This is a genomic window from Shinella sp. CPCC 101442 (genome assembly GCF_024704725.1).
Classification (GTDB): domain Bacteria; phylum Pseudomonadota; class Alphaproteobacteria; order Rhizobiales; family Rhizobiaceae; genus Shinella.
Genome location: NZ_JALIQS010000003.1, coordinates 136,326 through 150,510 on the forward strand (window position 1 = coordinate 136,326; position 14,185 = coordinate 150,510).

The following is a 14,185-nucleotide window of genomic DNA, read 5'->3' on the forward strand; positions in this document are numbered from 1 at the left end:
ATCTCTGCACTGTCGGCGCCTCAAGCCAGGCGCAACATCCACCAAATTTTCATGTTCAGCAGATGCGAAACCGCCCCGCCGGCCGGAGTGCCCGCCCGGAGGCCCAGAAAGACCCTCCATCCGCGAATTCCGTCGAATTTGCACACGCCTGCCGCCCATCTGGCGAAAAGGCCGAAAACCTCGGGCGCGCACGAGAACTGAAGGCTTTTATCGCCCGCCTCTTCCCCTGTCCAGACATCAAAAAACCGGCCTTCCCAGAAGAAGAGGCCGGTTTTTCGAATTTTCGTCCCATCCATGTCGTGATCAACAAACCGCAGCGCACATTTGCGGCGGCCGATCGGCCGCCGCGCGGCGATCAGGGCTCGCCGTCACCGCCGTCGTTCGAGTCCGGGCCGCCGTTTTCCAGGAAGCGGTCGGCGATCAGGCCGGCATTCTGGCGCAGCGACGTTTCGATCTCACGGGCGACATCGGGGTGATCACGCAGGAACGTCTTGGCGTTCTCACGGCCCTGGCCGAGACGCTGGCTGTTATAGGAGAACCAGGCGCCGGATTTTTCGACGAGACCGGCCTTGACGCCGAGATCGACGAGTTCGCCCGTCTTGGAGACGCCTTCGCCATACATGATGTCGAATTCGACCTGCTTGAAGGGCGGCGCCATCTTGTTCTTGACGACCTTGACGCGCGTCTGGTTGCCAATCACCTCATCACGCTCCTTGACGGCGCCGATGCGGCGGATGTCGAGGCGGACGGAGGCATAGAATTTCAGCGCGTTACCGCCGGTCGTTACTTCCGGCGAGCCATAGACGACGCCGATCTTCATGCGGATCTGGTTGATGAAGATCACCATCGTGTTCGACTTGGAGATCGAGGCGGTCAGCTTGCGCAGCGCCTGGCTCATCAGGCGGGCCTGGAGGCCGGGCAGGCTTTCACCCATCTCGCCTTCGATTTCGGCGCGCGGCGTCAGTGCTGCCACCGAATCGATGACGAGAACGTCGATGGCACCGGAGCGAACCAGCGTATCGGTGATTTCAAGCGCCTGCTCGCCGGTGTCGGGCTGCGAGATCAACAGGTTTTCGAGATCGACACCGAGCTTGCGGGCATAGACCGGATCGAGTGCGTGTTCGGCGTCGACGAAGGCGCAGATACCGCCCTTCTTCTGGGCTTCGGCGATGGTCTGCAGCGCCAGCGTCGTCTTGCCCGAGCTTTCCGGACCGTAGATTTCGATGATGCGCCCCTTGGGTAGGCCGCCGATGCCGAGCGCCACGTCGAGGCTGAGGGAGCCCGTCGAAACCGTCTCGACCTCGATGATGCTGTCCTTGCCGCCGAGCTTCATGATGGAGCCCTTGCCGAACGAGCGCTCGATCTGAGAGAGAGCCGCTTCGAGTGCCTTGCTTTTATCCACTGATTTTTCCTCTACGAGCCGCAAAGTGTTCTGTGCCATTTGGTCCACCTTTAGGTTATTGAAGCAAGACAGGCAACGAAGCCGTCGATGAACGGTATGTACACATTTTGTTCTCGTTTTGCAAGAACCATTCATCCATTTGAATATTTTTGCAAATCCGGGGCGTGTTCTACTTTCGTTTCAAGTGGATGAAAGCGGCGCAGGAACAGAAACAGACCGACTGCCGGCCACAGCCGGAGCCACCGAATCGGCAGACGGGCACGAAGGAAGACGATGACGGACAGAACGATACTGGTGATGGGCGGCGCCCATGTGGACAGGCGCGGACGCATTGCCGGCGAAACCGCGCCGGGGGCGAGCAATCCCGGCGGATGGTTCGTGGAGGCGGGCGGCGGTGCTTTCAATGCGGCGCGCAATCTTGCCCGGCTCGGCCATGCCGTGCGGCTGGTGTCGCCACGCGGCGGCGATGCGGACGGCGATATCGTGGCGGCGGCGGCGAAGGCAGCGGGCGTCGAGGACACGCCCTTCATCTTCCTCGATCGGGCGACGCCGAGCTATACGGCAATCATCGAGCGGGACGGCAACCTCGTCATCGCACTCGCCGACATGGACCTCTACCGGCTGTTTTCGCCACGCCGCCTGCAGCAGAGGGCGATGCGCGAGGCCATCGCCTCGGCAGCACTTGTCCTGACGGACGCCAACCTGCCGGCCGAAACGCTGGCGACAATGAGCAAAGCCGCGATGGCCGCAGGCGTGCCGATCGCCGGCATCGCCATTTCGCCGGCAAAGGTCGTGCGGTTCCGCGAAAGCCTGACAGCCCTCGCCTTTCTCTTCATGAACGAAGCCGAGGCGCGTGCGCTGACGGGAGAAAGCCCGGAAAACCCGGAGGACTGGCCGACGGTGCTGCGTGCCACCGGTCTCTCCGCCGGCGTCGTGACACGCGGCGGCCATGGCGTCATCGCCTTTGACGAGACGCGCGCAGCACGCGTCGTGCCGCCGGCCATTCCCGAGCTTGGCGATGTCACCGGCGCCGGCGATTCGCTGGCCTCCGGCTTTCTCGGCGCGTTTCTGGGCGGCGCCGGCATCGAAGAGGCGCTTCGCCATGGCGTGGCCACGGCGGCGATCACCGTGCGCTCGCCGCTGGCCGTGGCCGAAGAAATGTCGCAGGCAGCCCTTGCGGCCGCACTTTCCCTTGTGCCGCAAGCGCAAATCCTGCCATGAGACTTTTTTGCCCAGATTTCCTCCCAGGATTTTGTAAGGACATCCCATGACCAGACCCGTCTCTCCCCTTCTGCCGATGCAATATTCGGATGAAGTTGCCGCCGCCAAGGCCCGCGGCGCACCGATCGTCGCGCTCGAATCGACGATCATCACCCACGGCATGCCCTATCCGGGCAACCTCGAGATGGCGCGCAGCGTGGAACGCATCATCCGCGAACAGGGCGCCGTACCGGCGACCATCGCGGTCATCGACGGCGTGCTGCATATCGGCCTCGACGAGGCGCGGCTGGAAGTGCTGGCACAGACGCAGGGCGCCATGAAGCTGTCGCGCGCCGATCTCGCCTTTGCCATCGCCGAGCGCCGCACGGGCGCCACCACCGTCGCCGCCACGATGATCGGCGCGGCCCGCGCCGGCATCAAGGTCTTTGCGACCGGCGGCATCGGCGGCGTGCACCGCAAAGCCGAGGAGACCTTCGACATCTCCGCCGACCTCGATGAACTCTCGCGCACCGGCGTCATCGTGGTCTGCGCCGGCGCCAAGGCGATCCTCGATATCCCCAAGACGCTGGAAGTGCTGGAAACGCGCGGCGTGCCGGTCGTGACCTATGACAGCCCCGTCTTCCCGGCCTTCTGGTCGCGCGATTCGGGCCTGAAGAGCCCGCTGACGCTGAACAGCCCGGCAGCGATCGCCAATTTCCAGACGGTACGCGACCAGCTCGGCGTCGATGGCGGCATGCTGATCGCCAATCCCGTGCCGGAAGCCGACGAAATTCCGCGCGAGGAAATGGAAATCTACATCGCCCGCGCCCTCGACAACGCCGAGCGCGACGAAATCGCCGGCAAGTCGGTGACACCCTACCTGCTCGACAACCTGTTCCATCTGACGGATGGCCGGAGCCTGAAGACGAACATCGCACTCGTGGAAAACAATGCGCGGCTCGCGGCGGAGATTGCCGTGGCGTTGGTGGATTGATCCTATCGGGCGGCCGGTTTGCGCCGGCCGCCCCTTGATCTGGAGCATGACATGGCGTTGACGCGAATCCTGCTCTATGTGCGCGATGTCGAAAAGACAGCACATTTTTACAAGACACTGTTCGGATTGGAAATTCACCGGACAGAGGGCGACCGGATCGTGGAGCTCGCCGATCCGCAAGGAGGCGCCAATCTGATGCTCCATCCCGCCGCCAAGGGCCAGAAAACGGGGCAATCGACGGTGAAGCTCGTCTTTTCCGTGCCGGATGTCGATGCGTTCTGTGTTGCGAGCAGCGCCCGCGGCTTCCCTTTCGGCCCAATCCATCGCGCTGGGGACTATTCTTTCGCAAACACCAGGGATCCGGACGGAAACTCCGTCTCCGTCTCAAGCCGCGGCATCGCCGTGCGCTAGAACCGTCAGGCGTCCAACATCTCTCGCACCGCCTCAGCCAGTTGCTTCAGCGAAAACGGCTTCGGCAGGAAGCCGAACTTGGCGTCGGCGGGCAGGTTGCGGGCGAAGGCGTCTTCGGCGTAGCCGGAGACGAAGATGAACTTCATGTCGGGATAGGATTTGCGCAGTTCGCGCAGCAGCGTCGGACCGTCCATTTCGGGCATGACGACGTCGGAAACGACGATGTCGATGGCGCCGTTCAGCTCTGCCATGATGTCGAGCGCCTCGACGCCGGAGCCGGCCTCGTGCACCGTATATCCGCGTGTTTCCAGCATGCGCTTGCCGCCGCGACGCACCGCTTCCTCGTCCTCGACCAGCAGCACGACGGCCGAACCGCCGGTGAGGTCGCGCGGCTCCTTTTCGGGCGTCGCTACGGCCGCCGGCAGCTGCTGAGCGCCAGCCTCCCCTGAAGCGACGGCCTCGGGGGCAACAACCTCTTCAATATGGCGCGGCATGAGGATGCGGAAGGTCGTGCCCTTGCCGACCTCGGAATCGAGATAGATGTAACCGCCGGATTGCTTGACGATGCCGTAGACCATGGAAAGGCCAAGGCCGGTGCCCTTGCCGACTTCCTTCGTCGTGAAGAAGGGTTCGAAGATCTTGTCGATGATCTCATGTGGAATGCCGGTGCCCTGGTCGGCGACATCGACTTCGACATAGTCACCCGGCGGCAGGTCGCGCAGGTTGCGCGCAGCAGCCTCCTCGGCCGGCACATTACGGGTGCGGAAGGTGATCGTGCCGCCTTCGGGCATCGCGTCGCGCGCATTGACGGCGAGGTTGATCAGCACCTGCTCGAACTGGCCGAGGTCGGTCTTGACCGCCCAGAGATCGCGCCCGTATTCCACGCCGATCTTGACGTTGGTGCCCGTCATGCGGTCGACGAGCATCCGCAGATCGCCGATGACATCGGTCATGTTCAGCACGGTCGGGCGCATCGTCTGCTTGCGCGAGAAGGCGAGCAACTGGCGCACCAGCACCGCGGCGCGGTTGGCGTTGCGCTTGATCTCCATGAGATCGGCGAAGCTCGCATCCGCCGGGCGGGCGGAGAGCAGCAGGTGATCGGAGGAGAGCAGGATCGCCGTCAGCACGTTGTTGAAGTCATGGGCGATACCGCCCGCCAGCGTGCCGACTGCATTCATCTTCTGCGTCTGCGCCATCTGCGTCTCGAGCGCCTTCTGCTCGGTGATTTCAACGGCATAGACGATGGCCGCCTCTTCCGGCGCCTCGTCGCTCTGGTCGATGACGGCATTTACATAGAAACGGAAATGCCGGCCGTCATCCGCCGGGTGCAGCGAATCGAGCGGCGGGATGTCGCCCTGACGGTCCTTGGCGGCGTCGAGCGCCGATTGCAGGCGCAGACGATCCGTCTCGTGCACGATGGTTTCGAGTTTGGCTCCACGGTCGATATCGTCGCGCGAGACGACGCCGGAGAACAGTTTCAGGAACGGTGCATTGGTGCGCAGGATGCGGCCGCCGCCATCGACGGAGGCGATCGCCATGGGCGTGTTGTTGAAAAACCGCGTGAAGCGCATCGAGGCGATCGAAGCGGACTGATCGCTCTCGCCGCCCTCTTCGCGCGCCAGAACGATGGTGCGGCTTTCGCCGGGCGCGCCGTCGCGCATGGAGGAGACGCGGTGCACGATGCGCACCGGCAGGCTCTGTCCGTTGGTCTTGCGAAGATCCAGATCCAGCGTCTCGGTCCGCTTGTGGCCGGGCTCGGCCTGCACGGACTGGATAAGGGCAAGCCCCTCGCCCGCCACCACATCGGCAATCAACAGCGAGCCCGGATGGAACTTCGCCAGATCGATGCCGAGCCATTCGGCGAGCGTGGCGTTGAGATAGACGATCTCACCCTTGCGGCCGGCGGAGAAGAAGCCGGCGGGCGCGTGGTCGAGATAGTCGATGGCGTTCTGCAGCTCCTTGAAGAAGCGTTCCTGATCGTCACGCTCGGAGGTGATGTCGGAGATCTGCCAGATATAGAGCGGCTGCCTGGCCTTGTCGCGGTTCGGCAGAACACGTGCCTTGAGGCGATACCAATGAGCGCCCGATCCACTCGCCGAAGACGGATTGAGCGCCTTCTGGACCCGGAATTCCTCCGCACCCTCCTTGCCCTCGTGCAGGCCGTTCGTCAGGCGATAGACGGCCTCGGTGGCGTCTCGGTTGCGCGACAGCAGCGTTTCGAGCGTCTGCACCTGCGTCGAGCCCACAGCCCCGGTCAGTGCGCCATAGGCGGCGTTGGCATAGACGATGCGGCCCTTGCGGTCGGTGACGACAGTGCCATCGGGGTGGGAATCGAGGAAGGAGCGCGCAAGATCGTCGGAGCCTGCGGCCTGTGGCATGATCTCGATAAAGCCGATGAGCGCCGAGACGACGAAGAAGATGCCGGCCATGGCAAGGACACCAAGCACGCCGAGCACGAGTTCGTTGTCGAGCTGGTTCTTGAAGACGATGAAGGCGCCGGCGGATGCGGCCAGTACGGCGGCAAGCACGACGACGCGCAGCGCCACCGCCGGCCGCACATTGCGGTCCACGATCGGCAGGTTGTCCTCGCCAGGCCGCTTCATCGTCGTCATCATTCCCTCATTCGCAACGGTTCGGTGCAGCGCTTGCAGCCGGATCCGATGCCAGAATCATTTTTATCCGCAGGAGGGAAGCGTAAAAAGCCGTCGAGGGAAAGCAAGCTCGCGAATTCACAGGGAATATTCCCGGCAAACCGTCGCAATTTCCGGCACCTGCGCTATTTGCGCGACGGTAATGGGGACAATAGGCGCTGGACAACACGTGACAAGCGCTTGTAGGAGCCCGCAAAAAGCCGTCAAATGCGGCATCGGCCCCATGGGCCAGTCTGCCGAGTAAGGAGTGCGCGCCATGTTCCAGGAGATTCTCGCGGAGAACGGCACGAAGTTCGTCATCGCCGCCGTGGTGGTGTTGCTCGGCCTCCTCTGCCTCGCGCTGGTGCTGTGGATCGTCCGTGGCCGTCCCTCTTCGCCCTTCATTCGCGGCGGACGCAACCGCACGCCGCGCCTGGCCGTGCTGGATGCCGCCGCAATCGACACACGCCGCCGCCTCGTGCTGGTGCGCCGCGACGATGTCGAACACCTCATCATGATCGGCGGGCCAACCGACATCGTCATCGAGACGCGCATTGCGACACCCTCTGCCACTGAGCATCCGGTGGAAAAACCGGTCCAGAAGGTCGAGCGCGCCGAGCCCGCGCCGGTGTTGCAGGAAACACCCGTGCGCGCTGCGGAAATCGCCGCCGCGCGTTCCACGGCGTCTGCGACCGCCGGCGCCACCGAACGCCGCCCCGCAGCCGCTCCGGATGGCGTGTCCTCCATGAGCAAGGTGCTCTATGCCGGCGACGACGAAGCCGCCGTCCGCGCCGCACAGGTCCGCCCGGTGACGCAACCGGTCACGACGCAGCAGCAGAACCCGGCGACCGCCCAGCAGCGCACGCCGGAGCGGCGTGCCGAAGACGTGCTGGAACAGAGCCGTCAGCGCGTGTTGGCAACGCAGCCTGCCGTTACCACGACCGCCCAGGCGACAGTCGGCCACCCCGTCCAGAGGCCGGTGACGACAACTGCTATCGCCAGGCCGGTATCGAATGTCGCCGACAATCCGGCGCTGGTCAGTGAATTCGAAAGGATTCTCGAAGCGGAAATGGCGAGCAATGCGGCGGCCACAAGCGCCGCCCGCACCGTAGCGCAGCCCGCAGCCATCACCAGCCAGGCGACGTCAGCGGGCGCGCAGGTCCAGCCCGTCGCCAAGAGCCGCGAGGAAACGGAAGCGGAAATGGCGCGCCTGCTCGGCGAAATCGCGGCAAACCGCAAGGGCTGATTTTCCCACCACCGCCTGGCGGAACGGCGTTAAAACCTGTCTCACCGCAGCGATAGAGACAAGTGCCACCGCGCAAACGCGAACCCAAAGCCACAAAAGGGAAAGCCGCTGGAAACGTCAGGTTTCCAGCGGCTTTCATTTGATTCGGTGCCGCGCAGTCCGAGAACTGCCGGCACCGGATGCGTCCGGTGTCGAGCTTCGTCAACGCAGCCCGCAGACCTCCTCAGATCCGCGGGTAACGCCTATTCGTCACGATACACCTTTTCCCGACGCTCATGGCGCTCCTGCGCCTCGATCGACAGCGTTGCGATCGGGCGGGCGTCGAGACGCTTGAGGCCGATCGGTTCGCCGGTTTCCTCGCAAAAGCCGTAGGTGCCTTCGTCTAGACGCTGGAGCGCTGCATCGATCTTTGAGATCAACTTGCGCTGTCGGTCACGAGCACGAAGCTCGATGGCACGGTCGGTTTCCGAGGATGCCCGGTCCGCGAGGTCCGGGTGGTTGGCGCTTTCTTCCGCCAGATGATCGAGGGTTTCGCGCGCTTCGCGCAGGATATCGTTTTTCCAGGCGTTCAGCTTCGCTCGGAAGTAAGCCCGCTGGCGTCCGTTCATGAATTCTTCGCCCTCATCGAGGACGAAACTGCTAAGATCGATCTTCTCACTCAACGCGATTCTCCTGAAGAACATCTCAAGGCGCGCTGTATATCCCCACGGGTAACGCGATTCAAGCCTGTCGGAACTTACCCACGGTTTTCGCGCATGCCTTTGTTTTAATCTCTGCCAGACTAATATTTCATCAAGATTACAACGGGATGGCAAAACCGCCCCGCCAGAGCGCCAAAATAGCCGCCGGTCATCCGCCACGACGCCATCTTCACGATCGGCCCTTTCGTCGTCCTGCCCTCAATTCAGGCACAGGTTGTTTGTTCCTGAAACGGATGATGCGGCCGTTTTCTTTCCCGAACCTGTCGAAGAGGCTGGATTCAGACTTATTTTAGCAAGTCATGCTTCTCTTCACCGTGGAGCAGGAGCGCGTTTTGATGTTTCGCAATTTGAAGGCAATTCTCACGATCGAGGCCGGCGACCCGGACCTCGTCCAGGCGCAGCTTGCCGCCTTCACCAAGCAGGTGCCGTTGCTCTATTTCATGCTGGTGACGAACACCGTCGCGCTCACCGTCACCCATTTCAACGCCGCACCCGCCGTCCTCACGCTCTATATTCCGTCCGCGCTCTATGCCGTCAGCCTGTTCAGGCTGGTTCACTGGTGGTTCAGCCGCCACCGGCGCTATACGCATGAAGAGGCGACCCTGCGTCTGCGCTCGACCTATCGCCTCACAGCGCTTCTCGGCGCCGGTTTCTGCGCCTGGTCGCTCAGCCTCTTTGCCTATGGCGATGCCTATCAGCAATCCCATGTCGCCTTCTACATCGCCAACACCGTCGTCGGCTGCATCTTCTGCCTGATGCATCTGCGCGCCGCGGCCCTCGCGCTGACGGCAATCGTGCTTGGCCCGTTCACCATCTTCTTCGGCACGTCGGGCAATCCCGTCTTCACGGCGCTGGCGCTCAACGTGGCGCTCGTCACCGCAGCCATGGTATTCATCCTGCTCACCTATTACCGGGATTTCCGCGCTCTCATCCAGTCGCAGAAGGAGCTGACCGCGCGACAGGCCGAGACCCAGCGCCTCAGCGACGAGAACCATCGTCTTGCCAATCTCGACAGCCTGACCAATCTGCCGAACCGCCGCCAGTTCCGCGCGGAGCTGGAGAAACGTCTCGTCGCAGCGGAAAAGAACGGCACGGGCCTCGCTCTCGGTCTCATCGATCTCGATGGTTTCAAACCGGTCAACGACACATTCGGCCACGGCATCGGCGACAAGCTGCTGATGGAGGTCGGCGAGCGGCTCTCCGTCTTTATGAAACAGAACATCTTCCCCGCCCGTCTCGGCGGCGACGAATTCGGCCTTGTCTTCGAGGGCATTCCCTGCCCGGACCGGCTGCGTGCGCTGGGCGAGGATATCTGCGCGGCTTTGCACGAACCCTATATCCTGAGCGGCCAGACGGCGCGTGTTTCGGGCTCGCTGGGCATTTCCATCCTGGGCGATGCCGGCACGACGGCGGACCGACTGTTCGATCGCGCCGATTTCGCCCTCTACCTCGCCAAGCAGAATTTTCGCGGCACGGCGGTCGTCTTTTCCGCAGAGCACGAGGCTGAGATCAGCGAGCAGGGCCGCATCCAGCAAGCGTTGCGCGCGGCCGATTTCGAGCAGGAAATGCACCTTGCCTTCCAGCCGATGGTGGACGCCGACACCAACGGCATTTCCGCCTATGAGGCGCTGGCCCGATGGGAAAGCCCTGCCCTCGGCAATGTGCCGCCCGGCGTCTTCATCCGTGCTGCCGAGCGCGCCGGTATCATCAGCCAGTTGACCGAGGTGCTAATGCATAAGGCACTGAGGGCGGCGAAGACCTGGCCGGGGCATATCCGTCTCTCCGTCAACCTCTCCACGCGCGATGTCGTCTCCAACAAGACCGTCGATGCGCTGCTCGACATCATCGCCGAAAGCGGCGTCGACCCGGCGCGCCTCGATATCGAGGTGACGGAAACCGCCGTCATGCGCAACTTCGCGCTCGCCGCCGAAAACATCCGCCGTTTTTCCGAGCGCGGCATCGGCGTCGCGCTCGACGATTTCGGCACAGGCCATTCGAGCCTCAGCTATGTGCACAAGCTGCCGCTCACCAAGATCAAGATCGACCGCAGCTTCATCGTCGATATCGCGAGCAACGAGCTTAGCCGCAGTATCGTGAAGACCATCGTCGACCTGTCACGCAACATCGGCTGCGTCTGCGTGGTCGAGGGCATGGAAACGGCCGAGCAGGTGGCGGCGCTGCGCGCGCTGGGTTGCCGCATGATGCAGGGCTACTACTTCGCCCGGCCACAGAAGCTGGAAGACACCCTCGCCTACCAGGCGACGTCGGACACGATCCTCAACCCGATCCTTCGCAAAACCGGTTGATCTTTCGCGCGAGGAAAGACATGAAGTCTGGAAGCGGCGAAAATTTTCGACCGCAGGCGATGGAGGACAGACTTGGCATCTTTCGGCGCACCGGCCTTCCGGCTCTATCTCCTTCGCCACGCCCGCGCGGCCTGGGCCGAGCCTGGCAAGACGGATTTCGACCGCACGCTCGACGATGACGGCTTTGCCGAGGCCGAGGTGATCGCCGAGGAAGCGTCCGACCAGGGTTACAAACCCGATCTTGTCATCTCCTCGACCGCCGTGCGCTGCCGGCAGACCGCCGAACCGTTCCAGCGGACGGTCAGCGAAGAGCTGTCCATCGACTATGTCGATTCGCTCTATTCCGGCACGATCGACACCTATGCCGAGCTGGCCTTCGCCGCACGGCAGGAAGCCTCCGTCATGATCATCGGTCACAACCCGATGATCGAGGAATTCTTCCACCGGCTCGTCGGCAAGGAGATCGCCGAGACCGCAGCGCCTTTCGGCTATCCGACGGCAGGCCTTGCGATCCTGGATTTCGACAAACGTCCGACGGAAGACGATTATGCCGGCGCCTGCCTTGCCGGCTTCATGATGCCCCGCCCCGCGCATTGACGGAAACGGCGGCGCCTCTTTTTTCGCCGGATTTCGGTTCCTATATCGCGATCGATGCTGGAAAGAGACCTTGCCCCCTAGCCTGACCACTCTCACCGACGAAGCCCTGCTCGCGCTCGACGCGCTGACCGGCCGTGCCGCCAATCTCGTTCATCCGTCGATCCGTCTCGGCGTGACGGGCCTGTCGCGCGCCGGCAAGACGGTCTTCATCTCCTCGCTCGTGCACAATCTCCTGAACGGTGGTCGCCTGCCGCTGTTCGAAGCCGGCCGCTCGGGCCGCGTTTCGAAGATCCGGCTGGAGCCGCAGCCGGACGATGCCGTGCCGCGCTTCCAGTACGAGGACCATATCCGCGCGCTCGTCGCCGACCGCCTCTGGCCGGATTCGACGCGGGCAATCTCGCAGCTGCGCATCACGCTCGACTATGAAAGCGCCTCAGGCTGGGGCCGGCTGTTCTCGCCCGGCAAACTCTCCATCGACATCGTCGACTATCCCGGCGAATGGCTGCTCGACCTGCCGCTGCTCGCGCAGGATTTCCGCACCTTCAGCGAAAACACCGTGACGCTGGCGGCGTCCGGCATCCGTGCGGAGCTTGCCCGCGACTGGCTGGCCCTGTCGGGAACGGTCGATCCCGGTGCCGCCGCATCGGAGGCGACCGCAAGGGCGCTGGCGGAAAGCTTTACCGCCTATCTGAAGGCCTGCAAATCGGACGAGCGCTCGCTTTCGACCCTGCCGCCTGGCCGCTTCCTCATGCCGGGCGACCTCGAAGGCTCGCCAGCCCTGACTTTTGCGCCGCTGCCGAACCTGTCGAAGGAGAGCCCTGCCAAGGGTTCGCTGCAGGCCATGATGGAACGCCGCTACGAGGCCTACAAGACCCATGTGGTCCGCCCTTTCTTCCGCGAGCATTTTGCCCGCCTCGACCGCCAGATCGTGCTGATCGACGCGCTGCAGGCGATCAATCGCGGCGCGGAGGCCGTGCATGATCTGGAACGCGCGCTGGGCGACGTCCTGGAGTGCTTCCGTTCCGGCACGAACAGTTTCTTGTCCTCCTTCGTCACGCGCCGCATCGACCGTATCGTCATTGCCGCGACGAAGGCCGATCACCTGCACCACGAGAGCCATGCACGGCTCGAGGCGGTCACCCGGCGGCTCGTCGAGCGCGCCATCGAGCGCATCGGCATGAGCGGCGCGGGTATCGAGGTCATGGCGCTCGCCTCCGTGCGCGCCACCCGCGAGGCGACCGTCAAGCACAATGGCGAGGACCTGCCTGTCATCGTCGGCGTGCCCATGGCAGGCGAGCGGATCAACGGCGAGACCTTCGACGGCGAGACGAAAACCGCGATATTTCCCGGTGACTTGCCGGAAAATCCGGATTCACTTTTCGAAGCGCTTGAATCACATTCTGAAGGCGACCCGCCGCTGCTCAACTTCGTGCGATTTCGTCCGCCGCATATCGAGGAGACCGCCGGCGGCCTGAAACTGTCGGTGCCGCACATCAGGCTCGACCGCGCGCTTCAATATCTCATCGGAGACCGGCTCGCATGAACGACCGTCCGCGCAAGCCCGCCGCCTTCTCGCTGCCGCCGGATGCAACCGTGCCGCCGGTGCGCAGCGAACCGCGCAAGCCTGCCGCCTTCGACAGCGCCGTGACGCTGACGCCGGATGCCGACGATCCGTTCATCGCGACGACGGCGGATCTGCCGGAACTCGCCCCGCCGGTCGCGACACCCCGCCCCCGTCGCCTCACCTTCGGCCGCATCGCCATCGGTGCACTCGGCCTCCTCTTGTCGCTCGCCGTCGGCCTCTGGGTCGATGCGCTGATCCGCGATCTCTTCAGCCGCAACGACTGGCTCGGCTATCTCGCGATCGGGGCCACGGCCGTTGCCGTGCTCGCCCTCATCGGCGTCGTGCTGCGCGAAGTCTGGGGCATTCGTCGCCTCGCCGCCGTGCAGGATCTCAAGCGCGATGTCACGGATGCGATGACCGCGCCGAAGCCGGCCGCCGGCCGCGCCATCGTCGCGCGCCTCGTGCATCTTCTTGCCGCCCGCCCGCAGACGGCCCGCGGCCGCGCCCGCCTTGCCGAAACCGAGGGCGAGATCATCGATTCGGCGCATCTCGTCGATCTCGCCGAGCGCGAACTGATGGCCCCGCTCGACCGCGAGGCGCGCGCACTGATTCTCGGCGCGGCAAAACGCGTCTCCATCGTCACTGCTGTCAGCCCCCGCGCGCTGGTCGATCTCGGCTATGTCATCTACGAGAGCAGCCGGCTGGTGCGCGGCATGGCGGAGCTTTACGGCGGCCGCCCCGGCAAACTGGGCATGCTGCGCCTGATGCGCGACGTCATCGCCCACCTCGCCGTGACCGGGTCCATCGCCATGGGCGACAGTCTGGTGCAGCAGTTGCTCGGCCATGGACTGGCCTCGAAGCTTTCCGCCCGACTCGGCGAAGGCGTGATCAACGGACTGATGACCGCACGCATCGGCATCGCCGCCATGGACCTTTGCCGCCCGATGCCCTTTCGCGCGCTCAAGCGCCCCGGCATCGGCGATTTCATCGGCGACCTGACGCCGGGCTCCGGCAACGATCGACGCGACGAGACGTGACCGCCTTGCAACACTGCGGTTTTCCGGAGCGCTAATCCTAGCAAAGATGAACGACACGGCGGGCGGAAACCGTCCATTAACCATTTTCGCGCAAATC

The 14,185-nt window shown here is 63.8% G+C and carries 12 protein-coding genes; 8 read left to right on the plus strand and 4 right to left on the minus strand.

The annotated features are described in order from the left end of the window. Positions 1-20: 20 nt before the first annotated feature. On the minus strand, positions 21-296 hold the full coding sequence (locus MUO32_RS11305; RefSeq protein WP_257948384.1) for a hypothetical protein: 276 nt from the start codon (positions 294-296) through the stop codon (positions 21-23). Positions 297-355: 59 nt separating this feature from the next. Beyond that, positions 356-1,441: a recombinase RecA gene (recA, locus tag MUO32_RS11310; protein ID WP_257948385.1), complete on the minus strand. Its 1,086-nt coding sequence runs from the start codon at positions 1,439-1,441 to the stop codon at positions 356-358. Between the two features lie 234 nt (positions 1,442-1,675). Between recA and MUO32_RS11315 the strand changes: the two genes are divergently transcribed. Genes MUO32_RS11315 through MUO32_RS11325 form a run of 3 tightly spaced genes read left to right on the plus strand, consistent with a single transcriptional unit; the run spans position 1,676 to position 4,007 of the window. Continuing rightward, entirely contained in the window at positions 1,676-2,623 is a 948-nt protein-coding gene (locus tag MUO32_RS11315; protein WP_257948386.1) for a carbohydrate kinase family protein, read from the plus strand. Between the two features lie 46 nt (positions 2,624-2,669). Next, on the plus strand, positions 2,670-3,596 hold the full coding sequence (locus MUO32_RS11320; protein ID WP_257948387.1) for a pseudouridine-5'-phosphate glycosidase: 927 nt from the start codon (positions 2,670-2,672) through the stop codon (positions 3,594-3,596). A gap of 51 nt (positions 3,597-3,647) precedes the next feature. Then, entirely contained in the window at positions 3,648-4,007 is a 360-nt protein-coding gene (locus MUO32_RS11325) for a VOC family protein (protein WP_257948388.1), read from the plus strand. A 5-nt stretch (positions 4,008-4,012) separates the two neighbouring features. On the opposite strand, the gene cckA is transcribed toward MUO32_RS11325, so the two are convergent. Continuing rightward, entirely contained in the window at positions 4,013-6,610 is a 2,598-nt protein-coding gene (gene cckA / locus MUO32_RS11330; protein WP_374708660.1) for a cell cycle histidine kinase CckA, read from the minus strand. A gap of 304 nt (positions 6,611-6,914) precedes the next feature. On the opposite strand from cckA, the gene MUO32_RS11335 reads away from it, so the two are divergent. Next, positions 6,915-7,883, plus strand: a complete 969-nt coding sequence (locus MUO32_RS11335; protein WP_257948390.1) for a flagellar biosynthetic protein FliO — start codon at positions 6,915-6,917, stop codon at positions 7,881-7,883. A gap of 242 nt (positions 7,884-8,125) precedes the next feature. Here the strand turns inward: MUO32_RS11335 and dksA are convergent, their stop codons facing one another. Next, on the minus strand, positions 8,126-8,545 hold the full coding sequence (dksA, locus tag MUO32_RS11340) for an RNA polymerase-binding protein DksA (RefSeq protein WP_257948391.1): 420 nt from the start codon (positions 8,543-8,545) through the stop codon (positions 8,126-8,128). A 374-nt stretch (positions 8,546-8,919) separates the two neighbouring features. Here dksA and MUO32_RS11345 point away from each other — a divergent pair, with 374 nt between their 5' ends. From MUO32_RS11345 to MUO32_RS11360, 4 genes are all read left to right on the plus strand, one after another. Then, positions 8,920-10,890 (plus strand): bifunctional diguanylate cyclase/phosphodiesterase, encoded by a 1,971-nt coding sequence (locus tag MUO32_RS11345; RefSeq protein WP_257948392.1) that lies wholly within the window; start codon positions 8,920-8,922, stop codon positions 10,888-10,890. A gap of 72 nt (positions 10,891-10,962) precedes the next feature. Beyond that, entirely contained in the window at positions 10,963-11,487 is a 525-nt protein-coding gene (locus MUO32_RS11350; RefSeq protein ID WP_257948395.1) for a histidine phosphatase family protein, read from the plus strand. A gap of 70 nt (positions 11,488-11,557) precedes the next feature. Further along, positions 11,558-13,030, plus strand: a complete 1,473-nt coding sequence (locus MUO32_RS11355) for a YcjX family protein (protein WP_257948396.1) — start codon at positions 11,558-11,560, stop codon at positions 13,028-13,030. Further along, positions 13,027-14,088, plus strand: a complete 1,062-nt coding sequence (locus tag MUO32_RS11360; RefSeq protein WP_257948397.1) for a YcjF family protein — start codon at positions 13,027-13,029, stop codon at positions 14,086-14,088. The genes MUO32_RS11355 and MUO32_RS11360 overlap by 4 nt, the downstream gene beginning before the upstream one ends. Positions 14,089-14,185: the final 97 nt, after the last annotated feature.